Source organism: Pelomonas sp. Root1237 (assembly GCF_001425055.1).
In the GTDB taxonomy this organism is placed as follows: Bacteria; Pseudomonadota; Gammaproteobacteria; order Burkholderiales; family Burkholderiaceae_C; genus Pelomonas.
Genome location: NZ_LMDK01000001.1, coordinates 625,452 through 649,571, shown reverse-complemented (window position 1 = coordinate 649,571; position 24,120 = coordinate 625,452). Strand labels below are relative to the sequence as shown.

Below are 24,120 nucleotides of genomic sequence, written 5' to 3'. Positions count from 1 at the left end.
GCTGCCTTGCCCAGCCGGCTCGCCCGCAGCCGGTGGACCGGCGTCGTCGTGGCCGCGCTGCTCTGCGGCCTGTACGCCCGCGGCGGCCCCTCGTGGGTGCTGGGCTTCGTCGCTTTGGTGCCCTGGCTGCGCACGCTGGATGCCGAAGCCCGTCTGGACCGCACGCTGCTCGGCGCTTGGGCCATGTCGGTTGCGTACACGGCCGCCGTGTTCTTCTGGTTCGGCAGCGCCCTCGGCGCCTACACGCAGATCGGCGCGGGTGCGGGCCTGGCGCTGCTGCTGCTCGCCGCGCCGCTGTTCCAGCCGCAGATCCTCGTCTTCGCCGTTGTGCGCCACCTGGTGCGGCGCCATCACGGCGCGGCCCTCGCTGCCGCGGCCGGCGTGGCAGCCTGGGCCGCCACCGAATGGGCGCTGCCGCATGTGCTGGGCGACACGCTGGGCCACGGCCTCTACCCCGCGCCGCTGCTGCGCCAGGCCGCCGAGCTGGGCGGCGCCACCGGGCTGACCGTCGTGCTGCTGCTGGCCAACGAGGCCGTCGCCGCCGCACTGGCGCGCCGCCGCGAAGGCCTGCGCGCGATGGTTGCGCCGCTGGTGCTTGCTGCCGTCGGCCCACTGCTGCTGGCCGGCTATGGCCTCTTCGCGCTGCAACCTGAGCAAACCTCAGCAGCCAAGCCACTGCGCATGGGCCTGGTGCAGTCCAACATCACCGACTACGAGCGCCTGCGCCGCGACAAGGGTGCTGCCGCCGTCGTGCGTGAGGTCCTTGATACGCACTTCGCCATGAGCTACGACGCCGTCGAGCGCCAGCATGTCGACGCGGTGCTGTGGTCCGAGACCGTCTACCCCACCAGCTTCGGCCAGCCCAAGAGCGCGGCCGGTGCCGAACTGGACGCCGAGATCCAGGCCATCGTCGACGCGGCAGGTGTGCCCTTCGTCTTTGGCACCTATGACCGGGATGCCGACGGGGAATACAACGCGGCCGCGTTTGTGCTGCCCCGCAGCGGCTTGGCTGGCATGTATCGCAAGACCCGGCTCTTCCCTTTCACCGAAGCCCTGCCTGAATGGCTGGACACGCCCGCCGTCCGGGGCTGGCTGCCCGGCGCCGGCAGCTGGCGGCCTGGCAGCGGCGTGCGCGTCTTCCCGCTGCGCCTGGCCGATAGGCGCGAGGTGCCCGTGTTACCGCTGATCTGCCTTGACGACACCGACTCCGGCCTCGCCATCGCCGGCGCACGCCTGGGCGCGCAAGTCATCCTGACCATGTCCAACGACTCGTGGTTCACTGACCACGAGCAGGGCGCCTCCCTGCACCAGGCCGTCGCGGCCTTTCGCAGCATCGAGACCCGCCTGCCGCAGTTTCGCGTCACGACCAATGGCTTCAGCGCCGTCATCGATGCCCGCGGCACCGTCATCGCCGCCACGCGCATGGGCGAACGCACCCTCGTCATCGGCGACCTGCCAGTGCGCGACCCGGCGCCCACGCTGATGGTCCGCTGGGGCGACTGGGTCGGGCGCGCGGCGGCGGTCTTCATTGCCGGACTGGCGATGTGGTCGGTGCTGCGGCGTTGGGTGGGTATCTCTCCCGTCGAGTTGCCAGCCACTCTTGCGAGCCAGCTCGTCGTGCTGCCCCCTGCCGCCCGCGCCGTGGCGGGCCTGCTGCAGCTGATCTCGCGCGGCGGCGCGCTGGCCATGGGTGCAATCTGGCTGTGGGGCGATGGCACGCTGCAGACCAACACCCTCGCGCTGCTGCGCATGTTCACGGCCCTGTGCCTCATCCCCGAGGCAGCGGCCTGGGCCCTGTTGCGCGCCTGCACAGCCCAGGTCACGCTGGCGGAAGGCTTACTGGTGCTGACGCGCGGCTCGCGGCGACTGGAGGTCCCACTGAGCGACATCGCCGCCATCGAGCCTTGGTGCTTGCACCTGCCTGGCTCAGGCGCCTCGCTGCGTCTGAACTCAGGCGAGCGCTGGCTCCACGGCCTCGCCCTGCCCGACCCCTGGGCCCTGGCCCGTGCCCTCGGGCTGCCCATGCATGAACAGCCTGCCTGGCTTGCCTGGTGGGCCTACGCCCGCAGCCGCGCACAACTGCCGCCCAGCCGCCTCGCCCAGCCGGCGTTCAAGTTCCTGCTGCTGCCTTTCCTGCTGGCCGTGCCCGCCTTCCAGCTGCACCAGAAGATCGCCTACGGCAGCGCCTTCGGGGAGTTCTACAGCTACGGGCTGGCGGCCTATCTGACCGCCTTCGGGCTGTGGTGGGCGGCCTGGATTGCCGGCGTGGTGCTGTGCGCGGCTGCGGTGCGGGCGGTGATCGAGTTGGGCGCGTTTGCTGGCTGGCTGGTACTCCCGGGGTGGGCGACAGCGGCGCGCGCGGGGCTGGAACGACTCGGGTTGCTGGCGCTATATCTGGGGTTGCCCGCTTGGTTGTTGCTGCGGACTGTGCCCGGTTGAATCCGCCGCCTATCAGCGACATTCACTTCTCCGCCTTGATTGCCGAGAAGCTGTCACACGCTGGCAGTCGATTGCGAGGCCTGATAATTTTCACGTGACCCTCGATGCACGCAAGGAACTGGCAGTCTTCCTCACCAGCCGCCGGGCTCGCCTGGGACCGGCCGACGTGGGACTGCCGAGCGGCGCGCGGCGTCGCGCTCGCGGGCTTCGCCGCGAGGAGGTCGCGGCGCTGGCCGGCATCGGCGTCACCTGGTACACGTGGCTTGAACAGGCGCGGCCCATTCGCGTTTCGGCGAGCGCACTCGAACGGGTGGCCGACGCGTTGCGCCTGGGCAGCACCGAACGGGCGCACCTGTTGGCGCTCGCGGGCCACCCTGCGCCGGCTGTCGAGTCAGCCGCCATCGGCCGCGTCGTGGACGACCTTTCAGCGCTGGTCGGATCATTGACCTTGCCGGCCTACCTGAAGACGAAACGTTGGGATCTGCTGGCGTGGAACGAACCGCTGTGTCAGCTCTTCGGCGACTTCAGCAGCCTGCCGGCCGAGGCGCGCAACCAGTTATGGCTCACCTTCACGAGCCCGCTCTACCGCGAGCGGATGGCGGACTGGGAGATCGACGCGCGGGACGTGCTCGCGCGCTTCCGTGTCGACTTCGGCCGCTCGAACGGGGACCCCGGCTTTGCAACCTTGGTCGCGCGCACCGCGGCGGCAAGCCCCGAGTTCCGCGCCTGGTGGGCTCATCACGACGTGGTGGCCGATCGATCGACCGTTCGAAAGACGCTACGGCACCCCGTGCATGGCGAGGTCCCCTACAACATCACGTCCTTCACGCCCGACGGAGCTCCCGACTTGCGGCTCACCATCTTCAGGCCCGAACCACCCGTGGTGTGACGGCGCGGTCAGTTCCACAAGCCGGGTAGTGGCGATACCCGTATGGCGACCGCACTTGTTGGGTGACGCAGCGTCGATATCCTCGACGCATGCGAACCGAATCTTTCCCACCCGCCGTCGATCCAGGTGTTGCCGGCAACGCCGATGACCGCACGTCTGTGTGCCTGTCGATCAACGGCCGAGCCCACACGCTCACGGTGCCGGCTTCGACCACGTTGCTGGACCTGTTGCGCGACCACTTGGGGCTGGCGGGTACGAAGAAGGGATGCAGCATGGGCGCCTGCGGTGCTTGCACCGTGCTCGCCGACGGGCGCCGCATCAACGCCTGCCTGACGTTGGCGGCCATGCAGGACGGACGCGAGATCACGACGATTGAAGGTGTGGCGCGCGACGGCCTGACGCACCCACTGCAGCAGGCTTTCATCGACTGCGACGCACTGCAGTGCGGCTACTGCACGCCGGGGCAGATCGTTTCAGCACTCGGCCTCCTCCAAGAGGACGGCGTGACGGATCGCGGCAGTGTCGAGGCCTCGATGAGCGGCAACCTGTGCCGATGCGGCGCTTACCCGAACATCGTCGACGCAATACTCCAGGTGGTGGGCCAACGATGACCCTGCACCCGTTCTCGTATGTGAGGGCGGTCGACCTGCAATCCGCGCTTGTCGCGGTGCAGGCCGAACCGGGTGCGGCTTTCATTGCCGGCGGCACGGAGTTGATCCCTTTGCACAAGGCCGGCCTCGCCTCGTTGACGCGGGTCGTGGACATCGGTCGGTTGCCGCTAGCCACAGTGGCGATTGACGATGGCACGTTGTCGATCGGCGCGCTGGCACGCTTGAGCGACGTTGCGGCAAACGCGGACGTGCGCCGCGAAGCGCCGGCCGTCGCGCAGGCGCTGCTCGCAAGCGCTTCACCGCAAGTGCGGCACATGGCCACTGTCGGAGGCAACCTGCTGCAACGAACCCGCTGCAGCTACTTCCGCAACGGCTTGGCCCTCTGCAACAAGCGGCAGTCGGCCAGCGGCTGCGGCGCCATCGACGGTGAAAACCGCCTGCATGCGGTATTCGGCGCGAGTGCACACTGCGTCGCGACGCATGCGTCGGACCTGGCAGTCGCGCTCATTGCGGCCGACGCCCAGTTGCGTCTGATCGGGCCGCGCGGCGAGCGGCGCCTTGCGCTGCAGCGCTTGTATCGCCTGCCGGGCGACCGGCCCGAATGCGAGACCAACCTTGAGCCCGGCGAACTGATCACCCACGTCGAGTTGCGGCTTGCGCCTTGCATGCGGCAATCGAGCTATCTGAAGCTGCGCGACCGTGAGTCGTTCGAGTTCGCCGTCGTTTCGGTTGCTGCCGGCCTGTCAATCGCCGATGGCATCGTGCGCGCAGCGTGCATCGCGGCCGGGGGCGTCGGCACGGTGCCGTGGCGGCTGCCCGCTTGCGAAGAGGCGCTGCTCGGCGCTCGCTGCGACGACGAGAGTCTGCAACGTGCTGCCGAGTTGGCCTCGGTCGGGGCGGCGCCGCTGCGTCACAACGCATTCAAGGTAGATCTGCTGCCCCGTGCGGTACTGCGCGCGCTACTGCAGACAAGAGACCGGTCATGACCGTACCTGAGCGTCCAAACGGTCGTGCCACGCCGCGGCTGGAAGCCGAACTGAAGGTGACCGGCGCAGCCCGCTACGCTGCCGAACAAACAGTCCAGGGACTGCTTCACGCGGCGCTCGTGCAGGCAGATGTGCCCAGCGGCGTGGTGCGCAACGTCGATGCCACTGCCGCGCTGGCAATGCCGGGGGTGGTCGCGTTGCTCTGGCACGCAAACGCGCCGAGGGTCCGCAATGGCGGTTTTCTTGCGCTGCTGCAGGACGCGACCGTTCATTTCGCCGGGCAGCCCGTTGCGCTGGTGATCGCTGAGTCGCCGCAGCAGGCGCTGCGCGCCGCTGCGGCCGTGAAAGTCGATATCGAACCGGCACCGGCCATCACCGCGATGAACGCCGCGCTCGGCGAAGTGGTTTCACCCAAAGAGGCGGCCGGCGGTGTGGCTGTGGACAGCCGCCGCGGCGAGCCCGAACGCGAGTTGACGCAAGCTGCGCACGTCCTCGCGCAGCGCTACACCACGCCGACGCACAACCACCTTCCGCTCGAACCGCACGCCGTCGTCACCCATTGGGAGCAGGGCCGCCTCACGGTGCACACCTCCACCCAGGCGGTGTTCGGCTCGCGACGCATTCTTGCGCATTGTTTTGATTTGCCGCCGGAGCGGGTGCGCGTCGTCGCCCAGTACGTCGGGGGTGGCTTCGGATCCAAGGGTCGCGCGTGGTTTCCGGCGCTGGTGTTGGGAGTCATGGCGGCGCGGCACGTGCAGCGACCCGTTCGGTTGGAGCTGACGCGCGCACAAATGTTCTGTGTAGTCGGCAGGCGGCAGGAGACGGTGCAGGACCTGAAGATCGGCATGGATGCCGATGGCCGTCTGCGTGCCATCGTGCACGACGCGCTTGCGCAGACGTCGACATTCGCAGAACACCTCGATCCAGTCGCGACCCCGAGTCGGGTGCTGTACGGCTGCGCCCATGTGGCGACCACGCAGCGCCTGGTGCGCGTGAATGCACCGCAGCCGAACCCGATGCGCGCCCCGGGAGAAGGCCCTGGAAGCTTTGCGCTCGAATCGGCGCTCGACGAGTTGGCCCACCGACTCGACATCGATCCGCTCGAACTGCGTTTGCGCAACCTCGCCGAGCGCGACATGCACACCGACCTGCCCTGGTCCAGCAACGGCCTGGAGACATGTCTGCGCGTCGCAGCCGATGCCTTCGGGTGGTCGCGTCGCCCGCGCAAGCCGCAGCAGTGGCAGCAAAATCATTCGTGGGTCGGCTGGGGCATGGCGTCCGCGCTGTACCCGGTGTTTCGCATGGCGTGCGAAGCCAGTGTCGGCTTGAGCCGCGAAGGCGTGGTGTGTGTGCGGTGCGGCACGCAGGACATCGGCACCGGCACGTTGACGGTGCTCGCGCAAATTGCCGCGGAAGCGGTGGGCGTACCGCTCGCTGCCGTGCAAGTCGAACTCGGTGACACCGATCTGCCCGAAGGCCCGTACTCCGGTGGCTCCATCGCGACAGCCAGCTTCACCCCGGCGGTGGAAGAGGCGGCCCGTGGGCTGAAGAAGCGCATCCTCGCGAACGTGGTGGCCGATCCCGATTCGCCCTTGTACGGCCTTGCGAGCGATCAGGTCACGCTCGTGGAAGGGCTGCTGCACAGCCGCATCGACACTCGCCGGCAAACACTCGCCGCTTGGGCGGCCACCCCCGCCGCGCAAGGACTGCAGGTCCATGCCCGGACCGCGCCCGCCGAGCGGCCGGCCTACAGCGCCTATGGCTTCGGCGCGGTTTTCGCCGAAGTTCACGTCGATGCGACGCTGGGCACCGTACGTGTCACCCGGATCACAGCGGCGTACGCGGCGGGCCGGATATTGAACCCGATGCTTGCGCGCAGCCAGTACGTCGGCGGGCTCGTCGGCGGGATCGGGATGGCGCTGCACGAGGCCACGCTGATGGACCAGGCGTCGGGTCGCGTCGTCAACACCAGCTTGAGCGACTACCTCGTGCCCGTCCACGCCGATATGCCGCGCTTCGACATTCACATCGTCGAAGAAGACGACCCTCACCTCGCCGGCGGCATCAAGGGCATCGGCATGCTGGGGACGGTGGGCACCGCCGCAGCGATTGCGAACGCGGTGTTCCATGCGACCGGCCGCCGCCTGCGCGATCTCCCGATTCGCCTCGAACACCTGCTCTAGCGCTTGGAGAACAAGTCATCAGCCAGACGACAACAGGTTTTCATCGCCGCTTGACTACATACCGGTTGGTATGTAGATTACATACCAACCGGTATGCAGGAGGGCGTGCGATGGCAACGACTTCGAGAGAGCGTTTGTTGGATGCGGCGGTGAATCTGATCCGCATCAAGGGCTACGCGGCGATGCGCGTGGAAGACGTCTGCGAAGCCACGGGCCTCACGAAGGGCAGCTTCTTCCACCACTTCGCGAGCAAGGAAGACCTCGCCATGGCGGCGGCCGAGCGCTTCTCGGCCAAGGCCGACCTGATGTTCTCGCGTGCGGCCTTCCGAGACGAACCCGACCCGCTGGCGCGGCTGCTGGCCTATGTGGACTTCCGCCGTGGCGCGATGCAAGGCGACCTGGCCGCGTTCACCTGCCTGCTTGGCATGCTGGCGCAGGAAACGTACTCGACGCATCCGCATCTGAGCGAAGCCAGCGGCCAGCACATCCAGGAGCACGCCGCGACTCTGGAGCCGGACATCGAAGCGGCAAAGGCATCTCACGCACCGCACGCCGAGTGGAGCGCACACAGCCTGGCGATGTTCACCCAGGCCGTCGTGCAAGGCGCCTTCGTGCTGGCCAAGTCGCAGCATGACCCGGCGGTTGCAGCCGATTGTCTGGACCATCTGCGCCGCTACCTCGAACTGACCTTCAACAAGCCACAGGCGCCCCCCAAGGCCGCACCGGCGCAGCGCGGCTCACGCGTTGGCGCCCGGCGCAAGACCTAGCGCTTCCCCACTTCCGCGCATTGCCTGTCTGGCGGCCTCCGTGAGCCGCCGGGGTCGGCTCGCGCCTTCGACGACCCAAAGGAGAGCTTCATGTTCGAAAGACGCCGCTTTCTCACCGCCTTGGCCGCCGCCGCACTGCCGGCAAGGGCTTTTTCCGCCGTCACTCCGGCGGCCCCCACCACCCTCGCATCAGGAGCAACGACCATGACATCGCAGAGCCCCAAGACCGCCTACGCCTCGATCCACGGCCAGAAGATGTACTACGAGGTGCACGGCAACGGCAAGCCGCTGGTGCTGCTGCATGGCGGTGTTGCCGCCAGCGAGGCCTTCGGCGCCAATCTGCCTCTTCTGGCCGCCTCGCATCAGGTCATCGCCGTGCACATGCAAGGCCACGGACACACCCGCGACGTTGACCGGCCGCTGCGCTTCGAGACGCTTGCCGATGATGTTGCGGCCCTGATCGAGCACCTCGGCCTGAAGAAGGCTGCGGTGATGGGCTATTCGCTCGGCGGGGGCGTGGCACTGCAGCTCGCGATTCGCCACCCCTCCCTGGTCGACCGCCTGGTCGTCGTTTCCCAAGCCATGAAGCGCTCGGCCTGGTTCCCCGAAGTGCTCGCCGCCTTCGACCAGATGGCCACCAATGCGCCCATGATCGGCGGCCATCTCAAGCAGTCGCCGATGGGCAAGCTCTACCCGGAGGTCGACTGGGAACAGCTGATGCGCCGCATCGCCGAGATGGAAAGTCACGACTACGACTGGTCGGCCGCGGTCGCCGGCATCAAGGCACCGACGATGCTCATCTTTGCCGACGCAGACGCCATGCGGCCGGAGCACATCGTCGAGTTCTACAAGCTGCTCGGCGGTGGGCAGCGCGATGCCGGACTGGATGGCTCGCAGCGCGCGCCTGCCCAACTGGCCATCGTGCCTGGGGCCAGCCACTACAACATCCTTGCGACCGATGCAGTCGGGAGGCTCTCAGCTTCGTTCCTGACGTCGTGATGGCGGGCCGGACCGTTGGAGTTGCCTGCAGACATGGAGACACTTCAGCGTCAAGGCGCTGGGAAATTCTGAGCTATGTTCCGGCGGCGGTCGCTGACGAGTTGTCGAACTCGTCTCGACGGCGAGCTGAAAAGCGGTTTCGATGCAAAGGTCCAGCCCCGCAGAGATCCGGCAGGATGCGGCCGGTGCGAAGCAGCAGCCAGGATTGCTTTCGACTGAGCCGGCCTATGCTTTATCTTGGAGCACACGAGCGATGACCGAGCATGCGGTGGTGATCGCCGGCGCGGGCCCGACAGGGCTGATGTTGGCGGGCGAATTGGCACTGGCAGGGGTGGACGTCGCCGTCGTCGAACGCCGGCCCAACCAAGAACTCTCCGGCGCGCGTGCCCAAGGACTCTCCTCGCGCACCATTGAAGTGCTCGACCAGCGCGGCATCGCAGATCGATTCCTCTCGGCGGGGCAAATCGCGCAGGTCACGGGCTTCGCCGTCACCCGTTTGGACATCAGCGACTTCCCGACCCGCCACAACTATGGGCTTGCGCTGCGGCAGAAGCACATCGAGCGCATCCTCGCCGACTGGGTCACCGAGCTCAAGGTGCCCATCCTCTACGGCCGAGAACTTACGGGCTTCGTGCAGCACGACGCGGCTGTCGACGTCGCCCTCGCAGACGGTCGGTCACTGAGGGCGCAATATCTCATCGGGTGCGACGGTGGGCGCAGCCTCGTACGCAAGATGGCGGGCATCGACTTCGCGGGCTGGGATGCGACGACAAGCAACGTCCTCGCGGAAGTGGAGATGACGGAGAAGCCGCCGTACGGCGTGCATCGGTCGCTCGCGGGCACGCACGCCTTCAGCCGGTCGGAATACGAGATCAAAGGCGGAGAAATCAAATACAAGGACGTCGGCCCCATCGGCGTCATGGTGACCGAACCGAACACGAATGCAGCCACCGAACCGACGCTGCGCGATCTCAAGGAACTGCTCATCGCCGCGTGCGGCACCGACTACGGCGTCCACAGCCCAACCTGGATCTCCAGGTTCACGGACATGACGCGGCAGGCTACGGCGTATCGCAGGGGACGCGTGTTGCTCGCCGGCGATGCCGCGCACATTCACTCGCCGATCGGCGGGCTGGGGCTCAATACGGGCCTGCAGGATGCGGTGAACCTCGGGTGGAAGCTGGCACAGGTGATCAAGGGCACGTCACCGGACACGCTGCTCGACACGTATCACGCCGAGCGCCACCCGGTTGGCGCTCGCGTGCTCAAGACCACGATGGCGCAAGTTGCGCTGCACCGCGAGGACGATCGCACGCTGGCCGTGCGCGACATCGTGGGCGAGCTCCTCAAGATGGAGGAGCCGCGCAAGCGAGTCGCTGCGGAGATGTCCGGCCTGGGCATCCACTATGACCTTGGCAAGGGCCACCCCCTGCTCGGACGCCGCATGCCCGATCTCGACTTGGTCTCCGCGATCGGCCCGCTGCGCGTCTTTTCCCTGCTGCATGGTGCCCGACCGGTGCTGCTCAACGTCGGTGAGCTCGGGAGCTTTGACATCGCTGCCTGGGCAGATCGGGTTCGGCTGGTCGACGCAAAGTACATAGGTACGTGGGAGCTTCCGGCAGTCGGGGTGGTCACTGCGCCCGACGCGGTGTTGATTCGACCCGACGGCCATGTTGCTTGGGTCGGAAACACACCTCGGGTCGGGCTCGTCGACGCACTGACCACCTGGTTCGGGCCGCCCGCGGCGGCGTAGCGCATCCGGCTCGATGGTGCGGCGCGACAGGGCAATCGTTGCCTTCTGTCTCGCTTGCCGTCAGCTAGCGTGCGGGACTCAGTGGCGCCCGGAGAAGGCCCTGAATCAGGGGCTCCGAATAGAACTCTCCGCCGCTCTCACTGCCCGCCACAGCGGCACCGGCGCCATCGCATAGCCCCTGACGCGCTTGAAGCCACGGGCGTAGAAGGCCGCGATGACCGTCACATCGCACTGGGCATGAGGGTCTCCGCGTCGCCTTCGTGGATCCAGGGATCGCGCTCACAGCAAAAGGGCCGCGATGGTAGCCGCGGCGCCGCCTCCGATATGCTCCCGCCCCAGTTGTACATACAAGTGGAGCATTCCCATGACGACCTATGACATCGTCATCGCCGGCGGCGGCGTGTCGGGCCTGTATTGCGCGCTGCGCCTGGCCGACGCGGGCCACCGCATCCTCGTGCTCGAAGCCGCAGCCGACCGCTGGGGCGGACGCATCGAGACCGAGGACATGGACGGCTTCATCGCCGAGTACGGGCCGATGCGCTTCGAGCCGACGCTGCAGCCGCGTTTCGCTGCCCTGTGCGCCGAGCTCGGCGTGGGCCTGCTCGATTTCTCCGGCCCTTCATCGGATCAGGTCAGCACCGATGACACCGACCTGCCCGAGGCCGAGCGCGGCCTGAACTCGCTGCAGCTGCTCAAGCGCGGGGTCATGCTCATCATGGGCCGTGCGCCCGATGACCAGGCCTGGATCGATGCGCTGACGGAAGGCGACTACATGCGGCTGCGCAAGCACGCCCAGCTGCACGGCCAGCCGCTGTGGGACATGGGCTTCTGGAACGCGTTGTCGGCGCAGGGCATCCTGAGCCACCGGGCGCTGGTGAAGCTGCGCGACACCGGAACTTTCTATCACATGATCCCGGAGAACCTGAACGCGGCGGAATGGATCATCTGGTGGCTGCGCGCGCTCAAGACCGTGGGCCAGCAGCTCGCCAGCATCGAGGGCGGCTCTGCCAAGTTGACCGAAGGGCTGCTCACGCGGCTGCGCGGCCATGCCAACGTGACGCTGGCCGGCGGCCACAAGCTGATGGGCGTGCGCCCCGTGGAGCTGGGCAAGCCGACGCTGGCCCTGGACGTGGCGACGCAGAACGGCGCCCTCACGCTGCGCGCCGAGCGGCTGATCCTCGCGCTGCCGCGCCTGCCGCTGCTCAAGCTGACGCGCCACCTGCCCGAGCACATCGGCTCGCAGCTGGACTGCGTCAATGGCTTCCCGATGCTGAAGGTCTTCTTCGTCTGCAACACGCCGTGGTGGAGCTACGGCCAGGCGCCGCAGCAATACGCCAACTGCATGCCGACGCGCGAGATCCACTACTTCCGCCGCGCCCCCGAGGCCGACGCCGACGGCCACGGCATGGTGCTGCTCTACATGGACCGCCCGTCCACCGAGTTCTGGCGCCACTACGTCATCGACGGCGACCGCCACGACCGCGCCGAGGTGGACCAGAACGCGCGCATCGTCGATGCCTTCACCCTCTTCGTGGCCCGCGACGTGAAGCGGGCGGCGGATGCGAATGCCGAGTCGGCCTTGAAGTTGACCGACAACGCACGGCGCGTCTTTGGCGACCTGAGCCTGGCCGAGACCAGCCAGTACATCCGCAACAGCATCATCACGTATGGCATTCGCGACTGGGCCCGTGCGCCCTACGGCGCGGCCAACCACGGCTGGCAGCCGGGCGTGCGCTCGTGGAAGGTCATGGACGCCTTCAAGGCCTTCGATTTCGGCAGCGGCGCGCGCAACTTGCACATCGTCGGCGAGGCCTATTCGGACTACCAGGGCTTCATCGAAGGGGCGCTGAACAGCGCCGAGCTGGCGCTGGCGACCATACCAGCGCGGCCCGTGGACGAGGCCGACCAGGAGCCCAGCTTGGGCCTGTCCTGAGGAGCCAGATACCAGTTGCGAGTGGCTATCCTGCCCGCCACAGAAGGAGTGGCGATGAGCAGGAAATGGCTGGCGCTGGCCGCGCTGACGATGATGGTGACGAGTGCCCGGGCGGCCGAAGACGGCTCGATGGACTGGGTGCGCGCCCGGATGAAACCCATGGCCGCGAACTCACCGGCAGAGCTGACCGATGCGCAGCTGCAGGCCTTTGGCGACGCCATCGGCCATGCCCGCGTCGTGGCCCTGGGTGAGCAGACGCATGGCGGCCGCCAGGAGTTCGAGCTCAAGACGCGGCTGGTGCGCTATCTGCATGAGCAGAAAGGCTTCGACGTGCTGCTGCTGGAGAGCGGCGTCTTCGACGTGGCGCTGCTGCAGCAGGCCATGCAGCGCGGTGAGCAGCTCGATGCGCTGGCGCCGGGCAATGTCTTCTACATGTACTCCAAGAGCGACGCCGGCCGCACGCTGCTGCGCTATCTGGATGAGGCACAGGCCGGTCCGAAACCGATGCTGCTGTCGGGCATCGATAGCCAACTCAGCGGGGCTTTAAGCCGCAGCCAATTGCCACCGCGGCTGCGCACGGGCTTGCGGGGCGACGCCGCGGACTGGCCGGTGTTCGAGCGTCTCGCCGACAAGCTGATGCAGATGGACCGCACGCCGCCGTCAAGCGATGACGAGAAGATCTTCGATGGCGTGGCCGCACGGCTGAAAGCGACGCTGTGCAAGGCGGGCGGCGACGAGTTGCTGTGCCGCAGCCTGGCCGGACTGCAGGCCCAGGCCGCCAACTTCTGGCACGGCGATTACCTGCGCGATCACGAGATGGCCAACAACGTGCTGTGGCAGCTGAAGCGCCTCTACCCTGGCCGCAAGGCCGTCATCTGGGCCCACACCATCCACGTCGCGCGCGGCGTGAAGTTCGACGACAGCCATCGCTATGCCGGCGACATCCTGGGCCAGAAGCTGGGCCGCGACTACTACGTGCTGAACACCACGGCGCTACAGGGCCGCTTCATGGAGTTCGCGTCGGGCGAGGTGCAGACCATGACGCCGGCCTACCCGCGCAGCCTTGAGGCGGCACTGGCCAGCGACTCGGCCGGCTTCGCCTTCGTCAATGCCCCGAAGAAGCTCAAGATCGGCCTGCCGGCCCGCGGCATGGAGTTCGGCTACGGCATGCCGCTGGGCACGGGCGTTGGTCTGGGCGCACAGTGGGACGGCGTCTTCTACATCCGCGACATGGCGCCGGTGAAGATGGAGCGCTAGGCGCTCAAGCCGGCTTCGCCGTGCAGGCCTTGGCGGCCGAAAGCCCACGAAGATAGCCACGCCTGACGCCGCCGGCCGTGATGGCCGCACTGACCTGGTGTGCATAGCGCTCGGCGCCGCTCAGCTTGCGCACCCAGCCGCGGAAAGGAATGACCCCCTCGGCGGTGCGCTGCAGCGCACCCGTGGCGGCATCTCCGCCCCGATCCAGCAGGCCGGGATTGCCACTGGTGTGAGGGGCATCGAGGTCAGGGCCGAGCACTTCGTCTAGCGCACGGATGCCGGCCGCCAGGCCGCCACAGCTGGCGTCAACGGGCGTCGCGTAGGGCGCCGCGGCCGCGGTCTTCAGCACCTCGGGGATGTCGGCGCGAACGACATTGAGGTCGCTGAGTGGCGTGGTCGCGGCGGTGGCGACCTTGTCCTGGTTGGAGCTGGCACAAGCGGTCAGGACGAGGGCGGTGGCAAGGAGGATGAAGGGATATGCGCGCATAGTCTGCGCATCATCTCAGGCCTTGCAACACACCCGCATCACGTCCCGACGCCGTAGCTCAGCCTCATAGGGCGCAAACGGGGAACAACACTCGCGACTTTGCTGTCTGACGGCGATGGTCGGGCGGGCAGGGCTGCAGCGAGCTTGCGTGCCGCAAAACAGCGGCTGCTCAACTCCGGCCGAAAGCTATCGTCGACGCTGGCTGCCGCGGCGAGATGCCCGATCAGGCGAGACAGCAATACACGACGCGACTCATTTCCCTCGGCCAATAGCAGTTCCTGACGCGCCGCGTCGATGCGGCGCAGCTGAGGCGCAGGAACCCGCAGCCCGTCGCGCGTCAACATCACGCCCGTGACGAGCTTGTCCTCGCCCGGTCCGTAGCAGGCTTCTGCATGAGGAAGGAAACCATGCCTCCGCGCGACATCACCGGCCAGCGCGAGGAAGCCATGATCCGCGCCATCACCCGAGAACGTCAGATCGTCCACATAGCACGTGAAGCGGAGCCTGTGCCGCGACGCAAGTTCCTGCAATTCATCCAGCATTGGCCGAACCACGTGAAATGCAAGCACCTGACTGACCGGGCTGCCGATGGGAGCGCTGCCTTGATGCGTAAAAAGCCTTGCAAGCAGCGATGCCACATCTCGGGAACACAGCATCCCATCGACGAAGAGGTGCCAGACTCTGTCCTTCGTGATCGAGGGGTAGAAGTGGCGAATATCCAGCTTCGCGATGTTGCGCGCCGTCTCATGCGCACGCGCGTTTGTCAGATGCGATCGATGTGTCTGCCCGGACTGCAGGTAATGCGGCACGGCTATTCGATTCAGCAGCACTGCAAGGCGCCGATGGACCGCGAGAAGCAACGGCATCGGAACATGAACCGTTCGCTGTTTGCCACCCGTGACGCGGGTGCATTCACGGTAATTGTTCGCCCGCGCCGCAAGGCCTTCCAACTTCGGCAGCGACAGTCCCAGTATTTCGCCAGCCAGCCGTTTTCGGCTTTCAAGACAGTACAGCGGACTTTGATTGGAAAGATAAGGACGCTTCATTGATGCTGAGAAAACAGGGGTGTTGAAGACATTCCCATCAGACCCCCCAGAAGGTCTTGATGAGCCAGACCACACTGGCGGTGGCTCTCAAAGCCAGCTCCAGCTTCGCCCAGAGGGTGTCTTTCAACGCTCGCCGACGGCTTGGACGTCGTTGCTGCTTTGCCATAAAGGCATCCTTTCTGCACAGCGCCTCCCAGTTGGAGGCTCCAAACGGCTGTGCATGCGCAAAGCGTGGCGAGTGCACCCTGCTACCCAACCCGTTAACACCGGGGCGTCCAAGCCCCGGGGGAACGCGCCCCCGAAGAGGGAAGCGACTACGGCAGAGGCCAGAAGGTCTCCACGGACTGAAAGTCCCTGTCAATGAATTTTGCAAAACGCCCAAGCGCGTCAAGACTAGGCGCTGGCGGCAAGACTTCGATCAAGGGAAACACTGTCCGGATTGACCCGAGTGACCCACCTTGGGATCATCCGGTCATCACACTCGCCGCGGGCACGAGGACGGCCCGCGCCTGCTATCGCAGGCTGGCGTTGATCTTGGCGAGGGCGGCGGCGCCCGGGCAAAGTGCTGCTTCGCCCAGGGTGTTCAAAGGCACCGTGGCCGTGCGCTGGGCAGCGTGCCAATCCCTGGCCGCCGGGTCGACATAGAGCAGGCCAGTGGCAATCTCGCCGGCTGCGGCATGGAGTTGCATCGCATGCATCGCGTTCAGGCGGTCGGTCGGGTCGTAGTCGGGCGCCATCTTGCGCAGCCGCAGCGTGCTGCCATCGGCCTGCGGCACGTCGATGACATCGGGCGAGTGCTCGACGACCTGCTCCTCGGCCAGGTCGATGAAGTCGATGCGGTTCAGCGCCTCGTTGTGGTCGCGGACATGGTCATAACTGCGCGTCGAGCCGGCGTGGTTGTTGAAGGCCACGCAGGGGCTGATGACGTCGATGAAGGCCGCGCCGCCGTGGCGCATGGCGCCTTCAATGAGGGGCACGAGCTGGGTCTTGTCGCCCGAGAAGCTGCGCGCGACGAAGGTGGCGCCGAGCTGCAGCGCGAGGGCCGCGAGGTCGATGGCGGTGTCGTTGTTGGTTGCGCCCTTCTTGGCGACCGAGCCTTTATCGGCCGTGGCGCTGAACTGGCCCTTGGTGAGGCCATAGACGCCATTGTTCTCGACGATGTAGACCATGCGCACGCCGCGCCGCATGGCGTGCGCGAACTGGCCCAGGCCGATGGAGGCCGAGTCGCCGTCACCGGAGACGCCCAGATACAGCAGCTCGCGGTTGGCGAGGTAGGCGCCGGTCAGCACGCTGGGCATGCGCCCATGCACGGTGTTGAAGCCGTGGCTGGCACCGAGGAAGTAGTCGGGCGTCTTGCTTGAGCAGCCGATGCCGCTGAGCTTGGCGACGCGGTGCGGCTCGATGTCGAGCTGCCAGCAGGCCTGCACGATGGCGCCGGAGATGGAGTCGTGGCCGCAGCCGGCGCACAGCGTCGAGACCTTGCCTTCGTAGTCGCGGCGCGTGTAGCCGACCGCGTTCTTGGTCAGGCTGGGATGGTGCAGCTTGGGCTTCGCAAGATAGGTCATGCTGCACTCCTCGGCGCCGTGGCCAGCGCATGCACATGACGCGTGATCGCGTCGATGATGAAGCGGGCCGTGATCGGCGTGCCGTCGTAGTGCAGCACCGGCGTGAGGTGAGCCGGCGCCACCTCCAGCTCGTTGACCAACATGCGGCGCATCTGCGCATCGCGGTTCTGCTCGACGACGAAGACGGCGCCATGCGCGGCGATGAACTCGGCCACCGACGGCGGGAAGGGGTAGGCACGCAACCTCATCGCGTCGATATGGATGCCAGCCTCGGCCAGCGTCACCAGCGCCTCATCCATGGCTGGCGAAGTGGAGCCGAAATAGAGAACGCCGACGCTGGTCTTCTGCGCGGCGGCACGCACCAGCGGCTGAGGCGCCAGCAACGCGGCGGTGGCGAACTTGGCGCGCAGGCGCTCGACGTTGCGGATGTAGTCGTCACCGCGCTCGGAGTAGAGGGCCTGCTCGTTCCTCGTCGTGCCGCGCGTGAAGTAGGCGCCCTTGCTGGCGTGCGTGCCGGGCAGGGTGCGCCAGGGGATGCCGTCGCCGTCCACATCCTTGTAGCGCGCAAACTCCTTGCCGGCGTCCAGCTGCTCGGCCGTCATGACCTTGCCGCGGTCGTAGCGACGCTCGTCGTTCCATTCGAGCGGCGCGCACAAGCGCTGGTTCATGCCGATGTCCAGGTCGCTCATCAAGAAGACGGGCGTCTGCAGGCGCTCGGCCAGGTCCAGCGCATCGGCCGCGAATTCGAAGCATTCGCGCGGGTCCTCGGGCAGCAGCAGCACGTGCTGGGTGTCGCCATGTGAGGCATAGGCGCTGGAGAGCAGGTCGGCCTGCTGGGTGCGCGTGGGCATGCCGGTGCTGGGGCCACCGCGCTGCACGTCGATGACGACGAAGGGAATCTCGGCGAAATAGGCCAGGCCCAGGAACTCGGTCATCAGCGACACGCCGGGGCCGGACGTGCAGGTGAAGGCGCGCGCACCGTTCCAGCCGGCGCCGGTGATGATGCCGATGGAGGCGATCTCGTCCTCGGCCTGCACGATGGCGTAACGCTTTTCGCCGGTCTCGGGGTCGGTGCGGAACTTGGTTGCGTATTTCTCGAAGGCTTCGGCGACCGAGGACGACGGCGTGATCGGGTACCAGGCGCAAACGGTGGCGCCGCCGTAGACGCAGCCCAGGGCTGTCGCCGCATTGCCCTCAATGAAGATCTTGTCGCCGACCGCATCGGCCGTCTTGACCTTGAGCCCGAAAGGTTGCACCGACAGATGGTCGCGCGCGAACTCGCGGCCCGCGTGCAGGGCGCGCACATTGGAGTCCAGCAGCCTCTCCTTGCCCTTGTACTGCTCCGCAAACAGCTTCTCGATGACAGCGGCTTCGATGCCCATCAGCTCGCTCAAGGCGCCGAGCACGAGGATGTTCTTGAACAGCGTGCGTTCGCGCGGCACGTCGTAGGTCGCGTTGCAGATGGCCGTGGCCGGCATGCCGATGACGTGGATGTCGGGCCGGAAGGCGCTGGCCGGCATGGGCTTGGTGCTGTCGTAGAACAGATAGCCGCCAGGCTGGATCTCGGCCAGGTCCTGGGCCCAGGTCTGCGGGTTCATGGCCACCATCAGGTCCACGCCGCCGCGCCGGCCCAGCCAGCCGGCCTCGCAGACGCGCACCTCGTACCAGGTCGGCAGGCCCTGGATATTGCTCGGGAAGATGTTGCGCGGGCTGACCGGCACGCCCATGCGCAGGATGGCGCGCGCAAACAACTCGTTGGCCGAAGCCGAGCCAGAGCCGTTGACGTTGGCGAACTTGACGACGAAGTCGTTGACGGCTTCGATGCGGCTCATGCGGCCTCCCGACGGGCCGCCCCTAGGGAGGCCGAGCCCCCTCGGGGGGCAGTGCGCGAAGCGCGCGTGGGGGTCGTCGTCATACCACCTCCTTGCGTGTCGCGGTGTCACGGCAGGCCGCGCCGGCCTTGGCGGTGACCAGCAGGAACTTCTGCATGTCCCAGGCTCCCGTCGGACAGCGTTCGGCGCACAGGCCGCAGTGCAGGCAGACGTCCTCGTCCTTGGCCATCACGCGGCCAGTCTTGAGACCGCCCTCGACATAGACGTCCTGCATCAGGTTCAGCGCCGGTGCCTTGAGCCGCTCGCGCAGGTCATCGCCGTTGTCGGTAAAGGTGATGCAGTCCATCGGGCAGATGTCCACGCAGGCATCGCACTCGATGCACAGCTTGGGCGCGAACACCGTCTGCACATCGCAGTTCAGGCAGCGCTGCGCCTCCTTGAAGGCGGTGGCGGCGTCGAAGCCCAGTTCGACCTCGACCTTGATGCTGGCCAGCGCGATGTTGGCAGCCGTCCAGGGCACCTTGCTGCGCAAGTCGTTGGTGATCGCGTTGTCGTAGCTCCACTCGTGGATGCCCATCTTCTGAGACACGAGGTTGACGTGCGGCGGCGGGCGCTGTGTGACCGGCTCGCCGTGCAGCAGACGGTCGATGCTGACGGCCGCCTCATGGCCGTGAGCGACGGCGGTGATGATGTTCTTCGGGCCGAAGGCCGCGTCGCCGCCGAAGAAGACATGGGGCAGCGAAGACTGGAAGGTCTGCGCGTTCAGCACCGGCAGCCCGTGCTCGTCGAAGGCGATGCCCGAGTCGCGCTCGATCCACGGGAAGCTGTTCTCCTGGCCGACGGCGATCAGCACCTCATCGCAGGGGATGACGATCTCCTCACCTGTCTGCGCCTTCTTGAAGCGCATGCCGGTCAACTTGCCGCCGACATGCTCGAAGGCCAGGGGCACATGGAAATCGAGGATGGGGATGCCTTCATGCTCGGCGTCCTCCTTCTCCCAGGGCGAGGCCTTCATCTGCGCATAGCCGCTGCGCACGGTCACCGTGACCGACGAGGCGCCCAGGCGCCGCGCCGAGCGGCAGCAGTCCATGGCCGTGTTGCCACCGCCCAGCACGATGACACGCGGCGCCACGCTGGTGACATGGCCAAACGACACGCTGGCCAGCCAATCGATGCCGATGTGGATCTGCTCGGTGGCCTCCTGGCGCCCTGGCAAGGGCAGGTCGCGCCCGCGGGGTGCGCCGCAGCCGACGAACACGGCGTCCCAGCCCTCGGCCAGCAGTGCCTTCATCGACTCGATGCGCTGCCCGGCGCGCCACTCGACCCCCAGGCCGAGGATGTAGCCGCACTCCTCGTCGATGACGCGCTCCGGCAGCCTGAAGCGCGGGATCTGCGTGCGGATGAAGCCGCCGGGCTTGGCTTCCCCGTCGAAGACGGTGACCGCATAACCCTCCAACGCCAGGTCACGCGCCACCGCCAGCGACGCCGGCCCGGCACCGACGCAGGCCACGCGCTTGTTCTTGCGCGCGGCGGGCTTGGGGATCATGGCGCGGAACCCGTCGCTCTTGTTGTCCGCCGCCACGCGCTTCAATCGGCAGATGGCGACGGGCTCGGGCTTGGCCGCCTGCTTTTCTTCCACGCGACCACGCCGGCAGGCCGGCTCGCAGGGCCGGTCGCAGGTGCGACCCAGCACGCCTGGGAACACGTTGCTGACCCAGTTGACCCAATACGCCTCGTCATGCCGCCCCTGCGCGATGAGGCGGATGTATTCGGGCACCGGCGTGTGCGCCGGGCAGGCCCATTGGCAATCGACGACCTTGTGGAAATAGGCCGGGTCCGAGATATCGGTCCGCTGCACGGTGTCTCCTCCGTGGTGTTGGGACCTGCTCACATGGCGGGAGTCGGATGCGTTGCCACCCAACAGCCCGCGAGCAAGGCGCGAAACGAAGCTGGGGTAGGCCCCAGCGAGGCTTCGCAACGCCGTGCGCGGGCTGTTGGGCGGCAACCCTGCGGGAGAGGGGCTGCGCGGGCGCACAGCGTTGTTGCGCGCATCGCCCGGGCATGCAGCCCGGGCTTCAGCGCGACGCCTAGCCGTACACCCGCGCAGTCCCTCTCGCACCGATTCCCGTCATGTGAACAGGTCCCTGTGCGGCGAGTCTAGGACGCCCGTTCCCTCCTCGACTCTGTGGAAACCCTTTGCATCGTGGGGATGGCGGGCACCCCCGCTCTTGCCCAGCATCTCTGCGCCCATTCCGGGCGCAAGGAGATTCGACATGGCTTCTGGTTTCAAGCAGGCCTGGCGCGTGGCGGTGCTCGCCATCGGTCTGGCCACGGCGGGCCTCGCCCAGGCCGCCAACGACTATTTCCTGCACATCGACGGCATTCCCGGTGAATCGACCGACAAGGACCACAAGGACTGGATCGACATCGAAAGCTTTTCCTGGGGCCTGACCCTGGTCAGCAGCGGGGGCATCGGCAAGGCCAGCTTCTCCGACCTGGCCTGGACCCAGCATGTCGACGTCTCGATTCCCAAGTGGTTCCTCGCCGTCGCGACGGGCAAGCACGTCAAGACGGTCACGCTGGACGTGGTCAAGGTATCCACCGGCCGCAACGACTCCTTCTTCCAGATGATCTTCAGCGACACCCTGGGCAGCAGCCTGCACATCAGCGGCGGCGGCGGCGGCAGCGAACTCTTCGCCAGCGCGTCCATGACCTCGGGCGACACCGTGAAGCTGCGCTATCGGCCCCAGGACAACAAAGGCGGCTTCGGCGCCTGGGTGGAGGGCAGCTTCAACCTCAAGACCAACTCGGCCACGGCCGTCTTCAGCGGCGACGAGAAGGTGCTGCTGGGCCTGTTCGGCTCCGGCGGCAGCGTCGCGTTTGACGCCGGCGCGGTCACGCCGGTGCCGGAACCGGCGAGCGCCCTGTTGCTGCTCGGGGGCCTGGCCGCCTTGGCCGCTCTCAGGCCGCGGCGCCGCGCTTGAAGCGCCACGGCCGGACCTGGGCGGCGGCCACGGTCACCGCCCAGCAGATCCAACCTGTCCACATCGTGTGGCTGGGGTAATGCGCACCGCGCAGCATCTGCCCCACGCCATAGACGACGCCCAGCAACACACAGGCCAGCACCCAAGCGCGCGCAGCCCGCGGGTAGGCCCGCGCCAGCGCCCAGCCGCCGCAGAGATAGGCGAAAGCCGCGCTCGCATGGCCGGAAGGGAAGCAGTGCCCGCCACCGCCGTCATGCGCACCCAGCACCCAGTGGGAGATGTAATGGGCCACACCGCCAAACTCGGCCAGATCCCAGGGGCAGCTCGTCAGGCTGAAGCGCTTCATCAGCGAGATGACGGCCAGGCAGACCAGCGTCGTCACCAGCCACCAGCGCCGCTCCGGCCGGCTCAGCGCGGGCAGCAGCCGCGGCACCAGATTGAGCAGCACGATGAAGCCCATGGCCAGGTAGGAGACCAGCCGCCCGCCTTCGTGGATCAGCACCCGCGTGACCCAGGCCTCGCGCAACGCGAAACCGTTGGCGTCGCCGCCCAGGCGCACCGCCCAGAGGTCGAGATGGCTGAGGTCCCAGGCCAGCAGCGCCAGCAGGGCCAGGGCCAGCGCCAGTGCGCCGGCCGGCAAGGCGGCGCGCGCGGATCGATCTAATGGCTTGGTCGGCATAGGCCGGCATTGTCCGGTGACGCCGAAACCACCAGGCTTGCTGCTTGCTGGCGTCTCACGCGCGCTCTGACCTGCCCCGCGAAGCGGCTGAATGCCACGCCGGTTACCCCGCGTGAGCCCTTGTCTACACTGGCCTCATGAGTTCTCCCGTCTTTGCCGCCGAGCGCGCTGTGCGCATCGGCCGTCAGGCGCTCGAGGTCGAGGCCCGTGCCCTCGCCGAGCTGGCGCCCCGCCTGGGCGACGCCTTTGCGGGCGCCGTGCAGCTGATGCTGGCCTGCCGCGGCCGCGTGGCCGTCATGGGCATGGGCAAGAGCGGCCACGTGGGCCGCAAGATCGCCGCGACGCTGGCCTCCACCGGCACGCCCGCCCTCTTCGTCCACCCCGCCGAGGCGGCCCATGGCGACCTCGGCATGGTCACCAGCAGTGACGTCGTGCTGGCTCTCTCCAATTCCGGCGAGAGTGACGAGCTCAACGCCATCCTGCCCGTGCTCAAGCGCCTGGGCATTCCCATCGTCGCCATGACGGGGCGGCCGCAGTCCAGCCTGGCCGCCCATGCCGACATCGTGCTCGACAGCGCGGTCACCGAGGAGGCCTGCCCGCTGCAGCTCGCGCCCACGGCCAGCACCACGGCCCAGATGGCCCTGGGCGACGCCCTCGCCGTGGCCCTGCTCGACACCCGCGGCTTCAAGGCAGAGGACTTCGCCCGCTCCCACCCCGGCGGCACTCTGGGCCGCAAGCTGCTGACGCACGTGCGCGACCTGATGCGCAGTGGCGACGCCCTGCCCCGCGTGGCGGCCGACACCGGCTTCACCGACCTGATGCGCGAGATGAGCGCCAAGGCCCTGGGCATGGCCGTGATCGTCGACAGCGACGATCACGTCCTTGGCATCTTTACGGACGGCGACCTGCGCCGCCTGGTTGAGCAGGGCCGCGACCTGCGCGCGCTGACCGCCGCCGAGGTCGCCCATGCCAAGCCGCGCACCGTCGGCGCCGAAGCCCTGGCCGTGGACGCGGCCGACCTGATGGAAGCCGCGCGCATCACCGTCGTCCTGGTTGTCGATGCCGACCAGCGCCTGCTCGGCGCCATCAGCATCAACGACCTCATGCGTGCCAAGGTGATCTGAAGTGAAGCCAGCACTGAAATTCCCTCCCGAACTCCTGGTCAAGGCGCAAGGCCGTGGCCTGGCCATCAAGCTGGCCATCTTCGATGTCGACGGCGTGCTGACGGACGGCCGCATCTACATCGGCGAGCATGGCGAAGGGTTCAAGGCCTTCAACACGCTGGACGGCCATGGGCTGAAGTCGCTGCAGCAGGTCGGCATCACGCCGGTCATCATCACCGGCCGAGACAGCCTGGCCGTGCGCCGCCGCGTCGCCGACCTGGATCTGAAGCACGCTGTCTACGGTGCGCGCGACAAGCTCGCCGCCGCCGAGCCCCTATTGGCCCAGTTAGGCGCCAGTTGGGACGAGGTCGCCGTCATGGGCGACGACTGGCCTGACCTGCCCCTGATGACGCGGGCCGGCTTCGCTTGCGCGCCACCCGGCGCTCATGCCGAGGTACTGGCCATCGCCCACCATGTCACGCGCGCCGCCGGTGGCTACGGCGCGGCGCGCGAGTATTGCGATGTGCTGCTGATGGCCGCCGGCCATTACGAGCGTCTGCTCAACACTCATCACGACACGCTGGACGGGGGCAAGGCCTCGTGACAC

At 67.4% G+C, this 24,120-nt stretch carries 19 protein-coding genes; 13 read left to right on the top strand and 6 right to left on the bottom strand.

From position 1 onward, the window contains the following. Positions 1-6: 6 nt before the first annotated feature. The 10 genes from lnt to ASC91_RS02920 all read left to right on the top strand — a co-directional run bounded on the left by lnt (position 7) and on the right by ASC91_RS02920 (position 13,817). Complete coding sequence (lnt, locus tag ASC91_RS02965; RefSeq protein ID WP_056192625.1) at positions 7-2,439, top strand: apolipoprotein N-acyltransferase; 2,433 nt, start codon at positions 7-9, stop codon at positions 2,437-2,439. A gap of 94 nt (positions 2,440-2,533) precedes the next feature. Next, a complete protein-coding gene (locus ASC91_RS02960; RefSeq protein ID WP_056191904.1) occupies positions 2,534-3,328 on the top strand; it encodes a helix-turn-helix transcriptional regulator in 795 nt (264 codons plus the stop codon). An 89-nt stretch (positions 3,329-3,417) separates the two neighbouring features. Next, a complete protein-coding gene (locus tag ASC91_RS02955) occupies positions 3,418-3,939 on the top strand; it encodes a (2Fe-2S)-binding protein (protein WP_056191902.1) in 522 nt (173 codons plus the stop codon). Next, positions 3,936-4,925 (top strand): xanthine dehydrogenase family protein subunit M, encoded by a 990-nt coding sequence (locus tag ASC91_RS02950; protein WP_327082867.1) that lies wholly within the window; start codon positions 3,936-3,938, stop codon positions 4,923-4,925. The genes ASC91_RS02955 and ASC91_RS02950 overlap by 4 nt, the downstream gene beginning before the upstream one ends. Next, positions 4,922-7,108 (top strand): xanthine dehydrogenase family protein molybdopterin-binding subunit, encoded by a 2,187-nt coding sequence (locus ASC91_RS02945; RefSeq protein WP_056191900.1) that lies wholly within the window; start codon positions 4,922-4,924, stop codon positions 7,106-7,108. Before ASC91_RS02950 ends, ASC91_RS02945 begins: the two co-directional genes overlap by 4 nt. Before the next feature lie 110 nt (positions 7,109-7,218). Beyond that, the gene (locus ASC91_RS02940) at positions 7,219-7,875 is read left to right on the top strand and encodes a TetR/AcrR family transcriptional regulator (protein ID WP_082532361.1); all 657 of its coding nucleotides are present in this window, start codon (positions 7,219-7,221) and stop codon (positions 7,873-7,875) included. A gap of 204 nt (positions 7,876-8,079) precedes the next feature. Continuing rightward, the gene (locus ASC91_RS02935; protein ID WP_056191898.1) at positions 8,080-8,874 is read left to right on the top strand and encodes an alpha/beta fold hydrolase; all 795 of its coding nucleotides are present in this window, start codon (positions 8,080-8,082) and stop codon (positions 8,872-8,874) included. Between the two features lie 253 nt (positions 8,875-9,127). Next, a complete protein-coding gene (locus ASC91_RS02930; protein WP_056191897.1) occupies positions 9,128-10,627 on the top strand; it encodes an FAD-dependent monooxygenase in 1,500 nt (499 codons plus the stop codon). Positions 10,628-10,991: 364 nt separating this feature from the next. Continuing rightward, entirely contained in the window at positions 10,992-12,560 is a 1,569-nt protein-coding gene (locus ASC91_RS02925) for an FAD-dependent oxidoreductase (RefSeq protein WP_056191895.1), read from the top strand. A gap of 54 nt (positions 12,561-12,614) precedes the next feature. After that, the gene (locus ASC91_RS02920; RefSeq protein ID WP_056191893.1) at positions 12,615-13,817 is read left to right on the top strand and encodes an erythromycin esterase family protein; all 1,203 of its coding nucleotides are present in this window, start codon (positions 12,615-12,617) and stop codon (positions 13,815-13,817) included. A 4-nt stretch (positions 13,818-13,821) separates the two neighbouring features. On the opposite strand, the gene ASC91_RS02915 is transcribed toward ASC91_RS02920, so the two are convergent. The 5 genes from ASC91_RS02915 to ASC91_RS02895 form a co-directional block, all read right to left on the bottom strand. Further along, positions 13,822-14,304, bottom strand: a complete 483-nt coding sequence (locus ASC91_RS02915) for a hypothetical protein (RefSeq protein WP_056191892.1) — start codon at positions 14,302-14,304, stop codon at positions 13,822-13,824. A 38-nt stretch (positions 14,305-14,342) separates the two neighbouring features. Continuing rightward, the gene (locus ASC91_RS29170) at positions 14,343-15,350 is read right to left on the bottom strand and encodes a reverse transcriptase family protein (protein ID WP_157281047.1); all 1,008 of its coding nucleotides are present in this window, start codon (positions 15,348-15,350) and stop codon (positions 14,343-14,345) included. A 512-nt stretch (positions 15,351-15,862) separates the two neighbouring features. Continuing rightward, the gene (locus ASC91_RS02905; protein WP_056191887.1) at positions 15,863-16,915 is read right to left on the bottom strand and encodes a 2-oxoacid:ferredoxin oxidoreductase subunit beta; all 1,053 of its coding nucleotides are present in this window, start codon (positions 16,913-16,915) and stop codon (positions 15,863-15,865) included. Continuing rightward, the gene (locus ASC91_RS02900; protein WP_056191885.1) at positions 16,912-18,747 is read right to left on the bottom strand and encodes a 2-oxoacid:acceptor oxidoreductase subunit alpha; all 1,836 of its coding nucleotides are present in this window, start codon (positions 18,745-18,747) and stop codon (positions 16,912-16,914) included. Before ASC91_RS02900 ends, ASC91_RS02905 begins: the two co-directional genes overlap by 4 nt. A gap of 79 nt (positions 18,748-18,826) precedes the next feature. Beyond that, on the bottom strand, positions 18,827-20,605 hold the full coding sequence (locus tag ASC91_RS02895; RefSeq protein ID WP_056191884.1) for an FAD-dependent oxidoreductase: 1,779 nt from the start codon (positions 20,603-20,605) through the stop codon (positions 18,827-18,829). Between the two features lie 415 nt (positions 20,606-21,020). Here ASC91_RS02895 and ASC91_RS02890 point away from each other — a divergent pair, with 415 nt between their 5' ends. After that, the gene (locus ASC91_RS02890; protein ID WP_056191882.1) at positions 21,021-21,731 is read left to right on the top strand and encodes a type VI secretion system tube protein Hcp; all 711 of its coding nucleotides are present in this window, start codon (positions 21,021-21,023) and stop codon (positions 21,729-21,731) included. On the opposite strand, the gene ASC91_RS02885 is transcribed toward ASC91_RS02890, so the two are convergent. After that, entirely contained in the window at positions 21,709-22,410 is a 702-nt protein-coding gene (locus ASC91_RS02885; RefSeq protein ID WP_056191880.1) for a phosphatase PAP2 family protein, read from the bottom strand. The two genes, ASC91_RS02890 and ASC91_RS02885, sit on opposite strands and share 23 nt — an antisense overlap. A gap of 137 nt (positions 22,411-22,547) precedes the next feature. Between ASC91_RS02885 and ASC91_RS02880 the strand changes: the two genes are divergently transcribed. Together ASC91_RS02880 and ASC91_RS02875 are read left to right on the top strand one after the other, a co-directional pair. Beyond that, on the top strand, positions 22,548-23,534 hold the full coding sequence (locus ASC91_RS02880; protein ID WP_056191879.1) for an SIS domain-containing protein: 987 nt from the start codon (positions 22,548-22,550) through the stop codon (positions 23,532-23,534). 1 nt (position 23,535) lies between these two features. Next, on the top strand, positions 23,536-24,117 hold the full coding sequence (locus ASC91_RS02875; RefSeq protein WP_056191877.1) for an HAD family hydrolase: 582 nt from the start codon (positions 23,536-23,538) through the stop codon (positions 24,115-24,117). The last annotated feature ends 3 nt before the right edge of the window (positions 24,118-24,120 follow it).

Coding starts and splice junctions, on each gene's coding strand:
- ASC91_RS02955 (WP_056191902.1), top strand. CDS start 3,418: ATGCGAACCGAATCTTTCCCACCCGCCGTCGATCCAGGTGTTGCCGGC.
- ASC91_RS02950 (WP_327082867.1), top strand. CDS start 3,936: ATGACCCTGCACCCGTTCTCGTATGTGAGGGCGGTCGACCTGCAATCC.
- ASC91_RS02945 (WP_056191900.1), top strand. CDS start 4,922: ATGACCGTACCTGAGCGTCCAAACGGTCGTGCCACGCCGCGGCTGGAA.
- ASC91_RS02940 (WP_082532361.1), top strand. CDS start 7,219: ATGGCAACGACTTCGAGAGAGCGTTTGTTGGATGCGGCGGTGAATCTG.
- ASC91_RS02935 (WP_056191898.1), top strand. CDS start 8,080: ATGACATCGCAGAGCCCCAAGACCGCCTACGCCTCGATCCACGGCCAG.
- ASC91_RS02930 (WP_056191897.1), top strand. CDS start 9,128: ATGACCGAGCATGCGGTGGTGATCGCCGGCGCGGGCCCGACAGGGCTG.
- ASC91_RS02925 (WP_056191895.1), top strand. CDS start 10,992: ATGACGACCTATGACATCGTCATCGCCGGCGGCGGCGTGTCGGGCCTG.
- ASC91_RS02920 (WP_056191893.1), top strand. CDS start 12,615: ATGAGCAGGAAATGGCTGGCGCTGGCCGCGCTGACGATGATGGTGACG.
- ASC91_RS02915 (WP_056191892.1), bottom strand. CDS start 14,304: ATGCGCGCATATCCCTTCATCCTCCTTGCCACCGCCCTCGTCCTGACC.
- ASC91_RS29170 (WP_157281047.1), bottom strand. CDS start 15,350: ATGAAGCGTCCTTATCTTTCCAATCAAAGTCCGCTGTACTGTCTTGAA.
- ASC91_RS02905 (WP_056191887.1), bottom strand. CDS start 16,915: ATGACCTATCTTGCGAAGCCCAAGCTGCACCATCCCAGCCTGACCAAG.
- ASC91_RS02900 (WP_056191885.1), bottom strand. CDS start 18,747: ATGAGCCGCATCGAAGCCGTCAACGACTTCGTCGTCAAGTTCGCCAAC.
- ASC91_RS02890 (WP_056191882.1), top strand. CDS start 21,021: ATGGCTTCTGGTTTCAAGCAGGCCTGGCGCGTGGCGGTGCTCGCCATC.
- ASC91_RS02885 (WP_056191880.1), bottom strand. CDS start 22,410: ATGCCGACCAAGCCATTAGATCGATCCGCGCGCGCCGCCTTGCCGGCC.
- ASC91_RS02880 (WP_056191879.1), top strand. CDS start 22,548: ATGAGTTCTCCCGTCTTTGCCGCCGAGCGCGCTGTGCGCATCGGCCGT.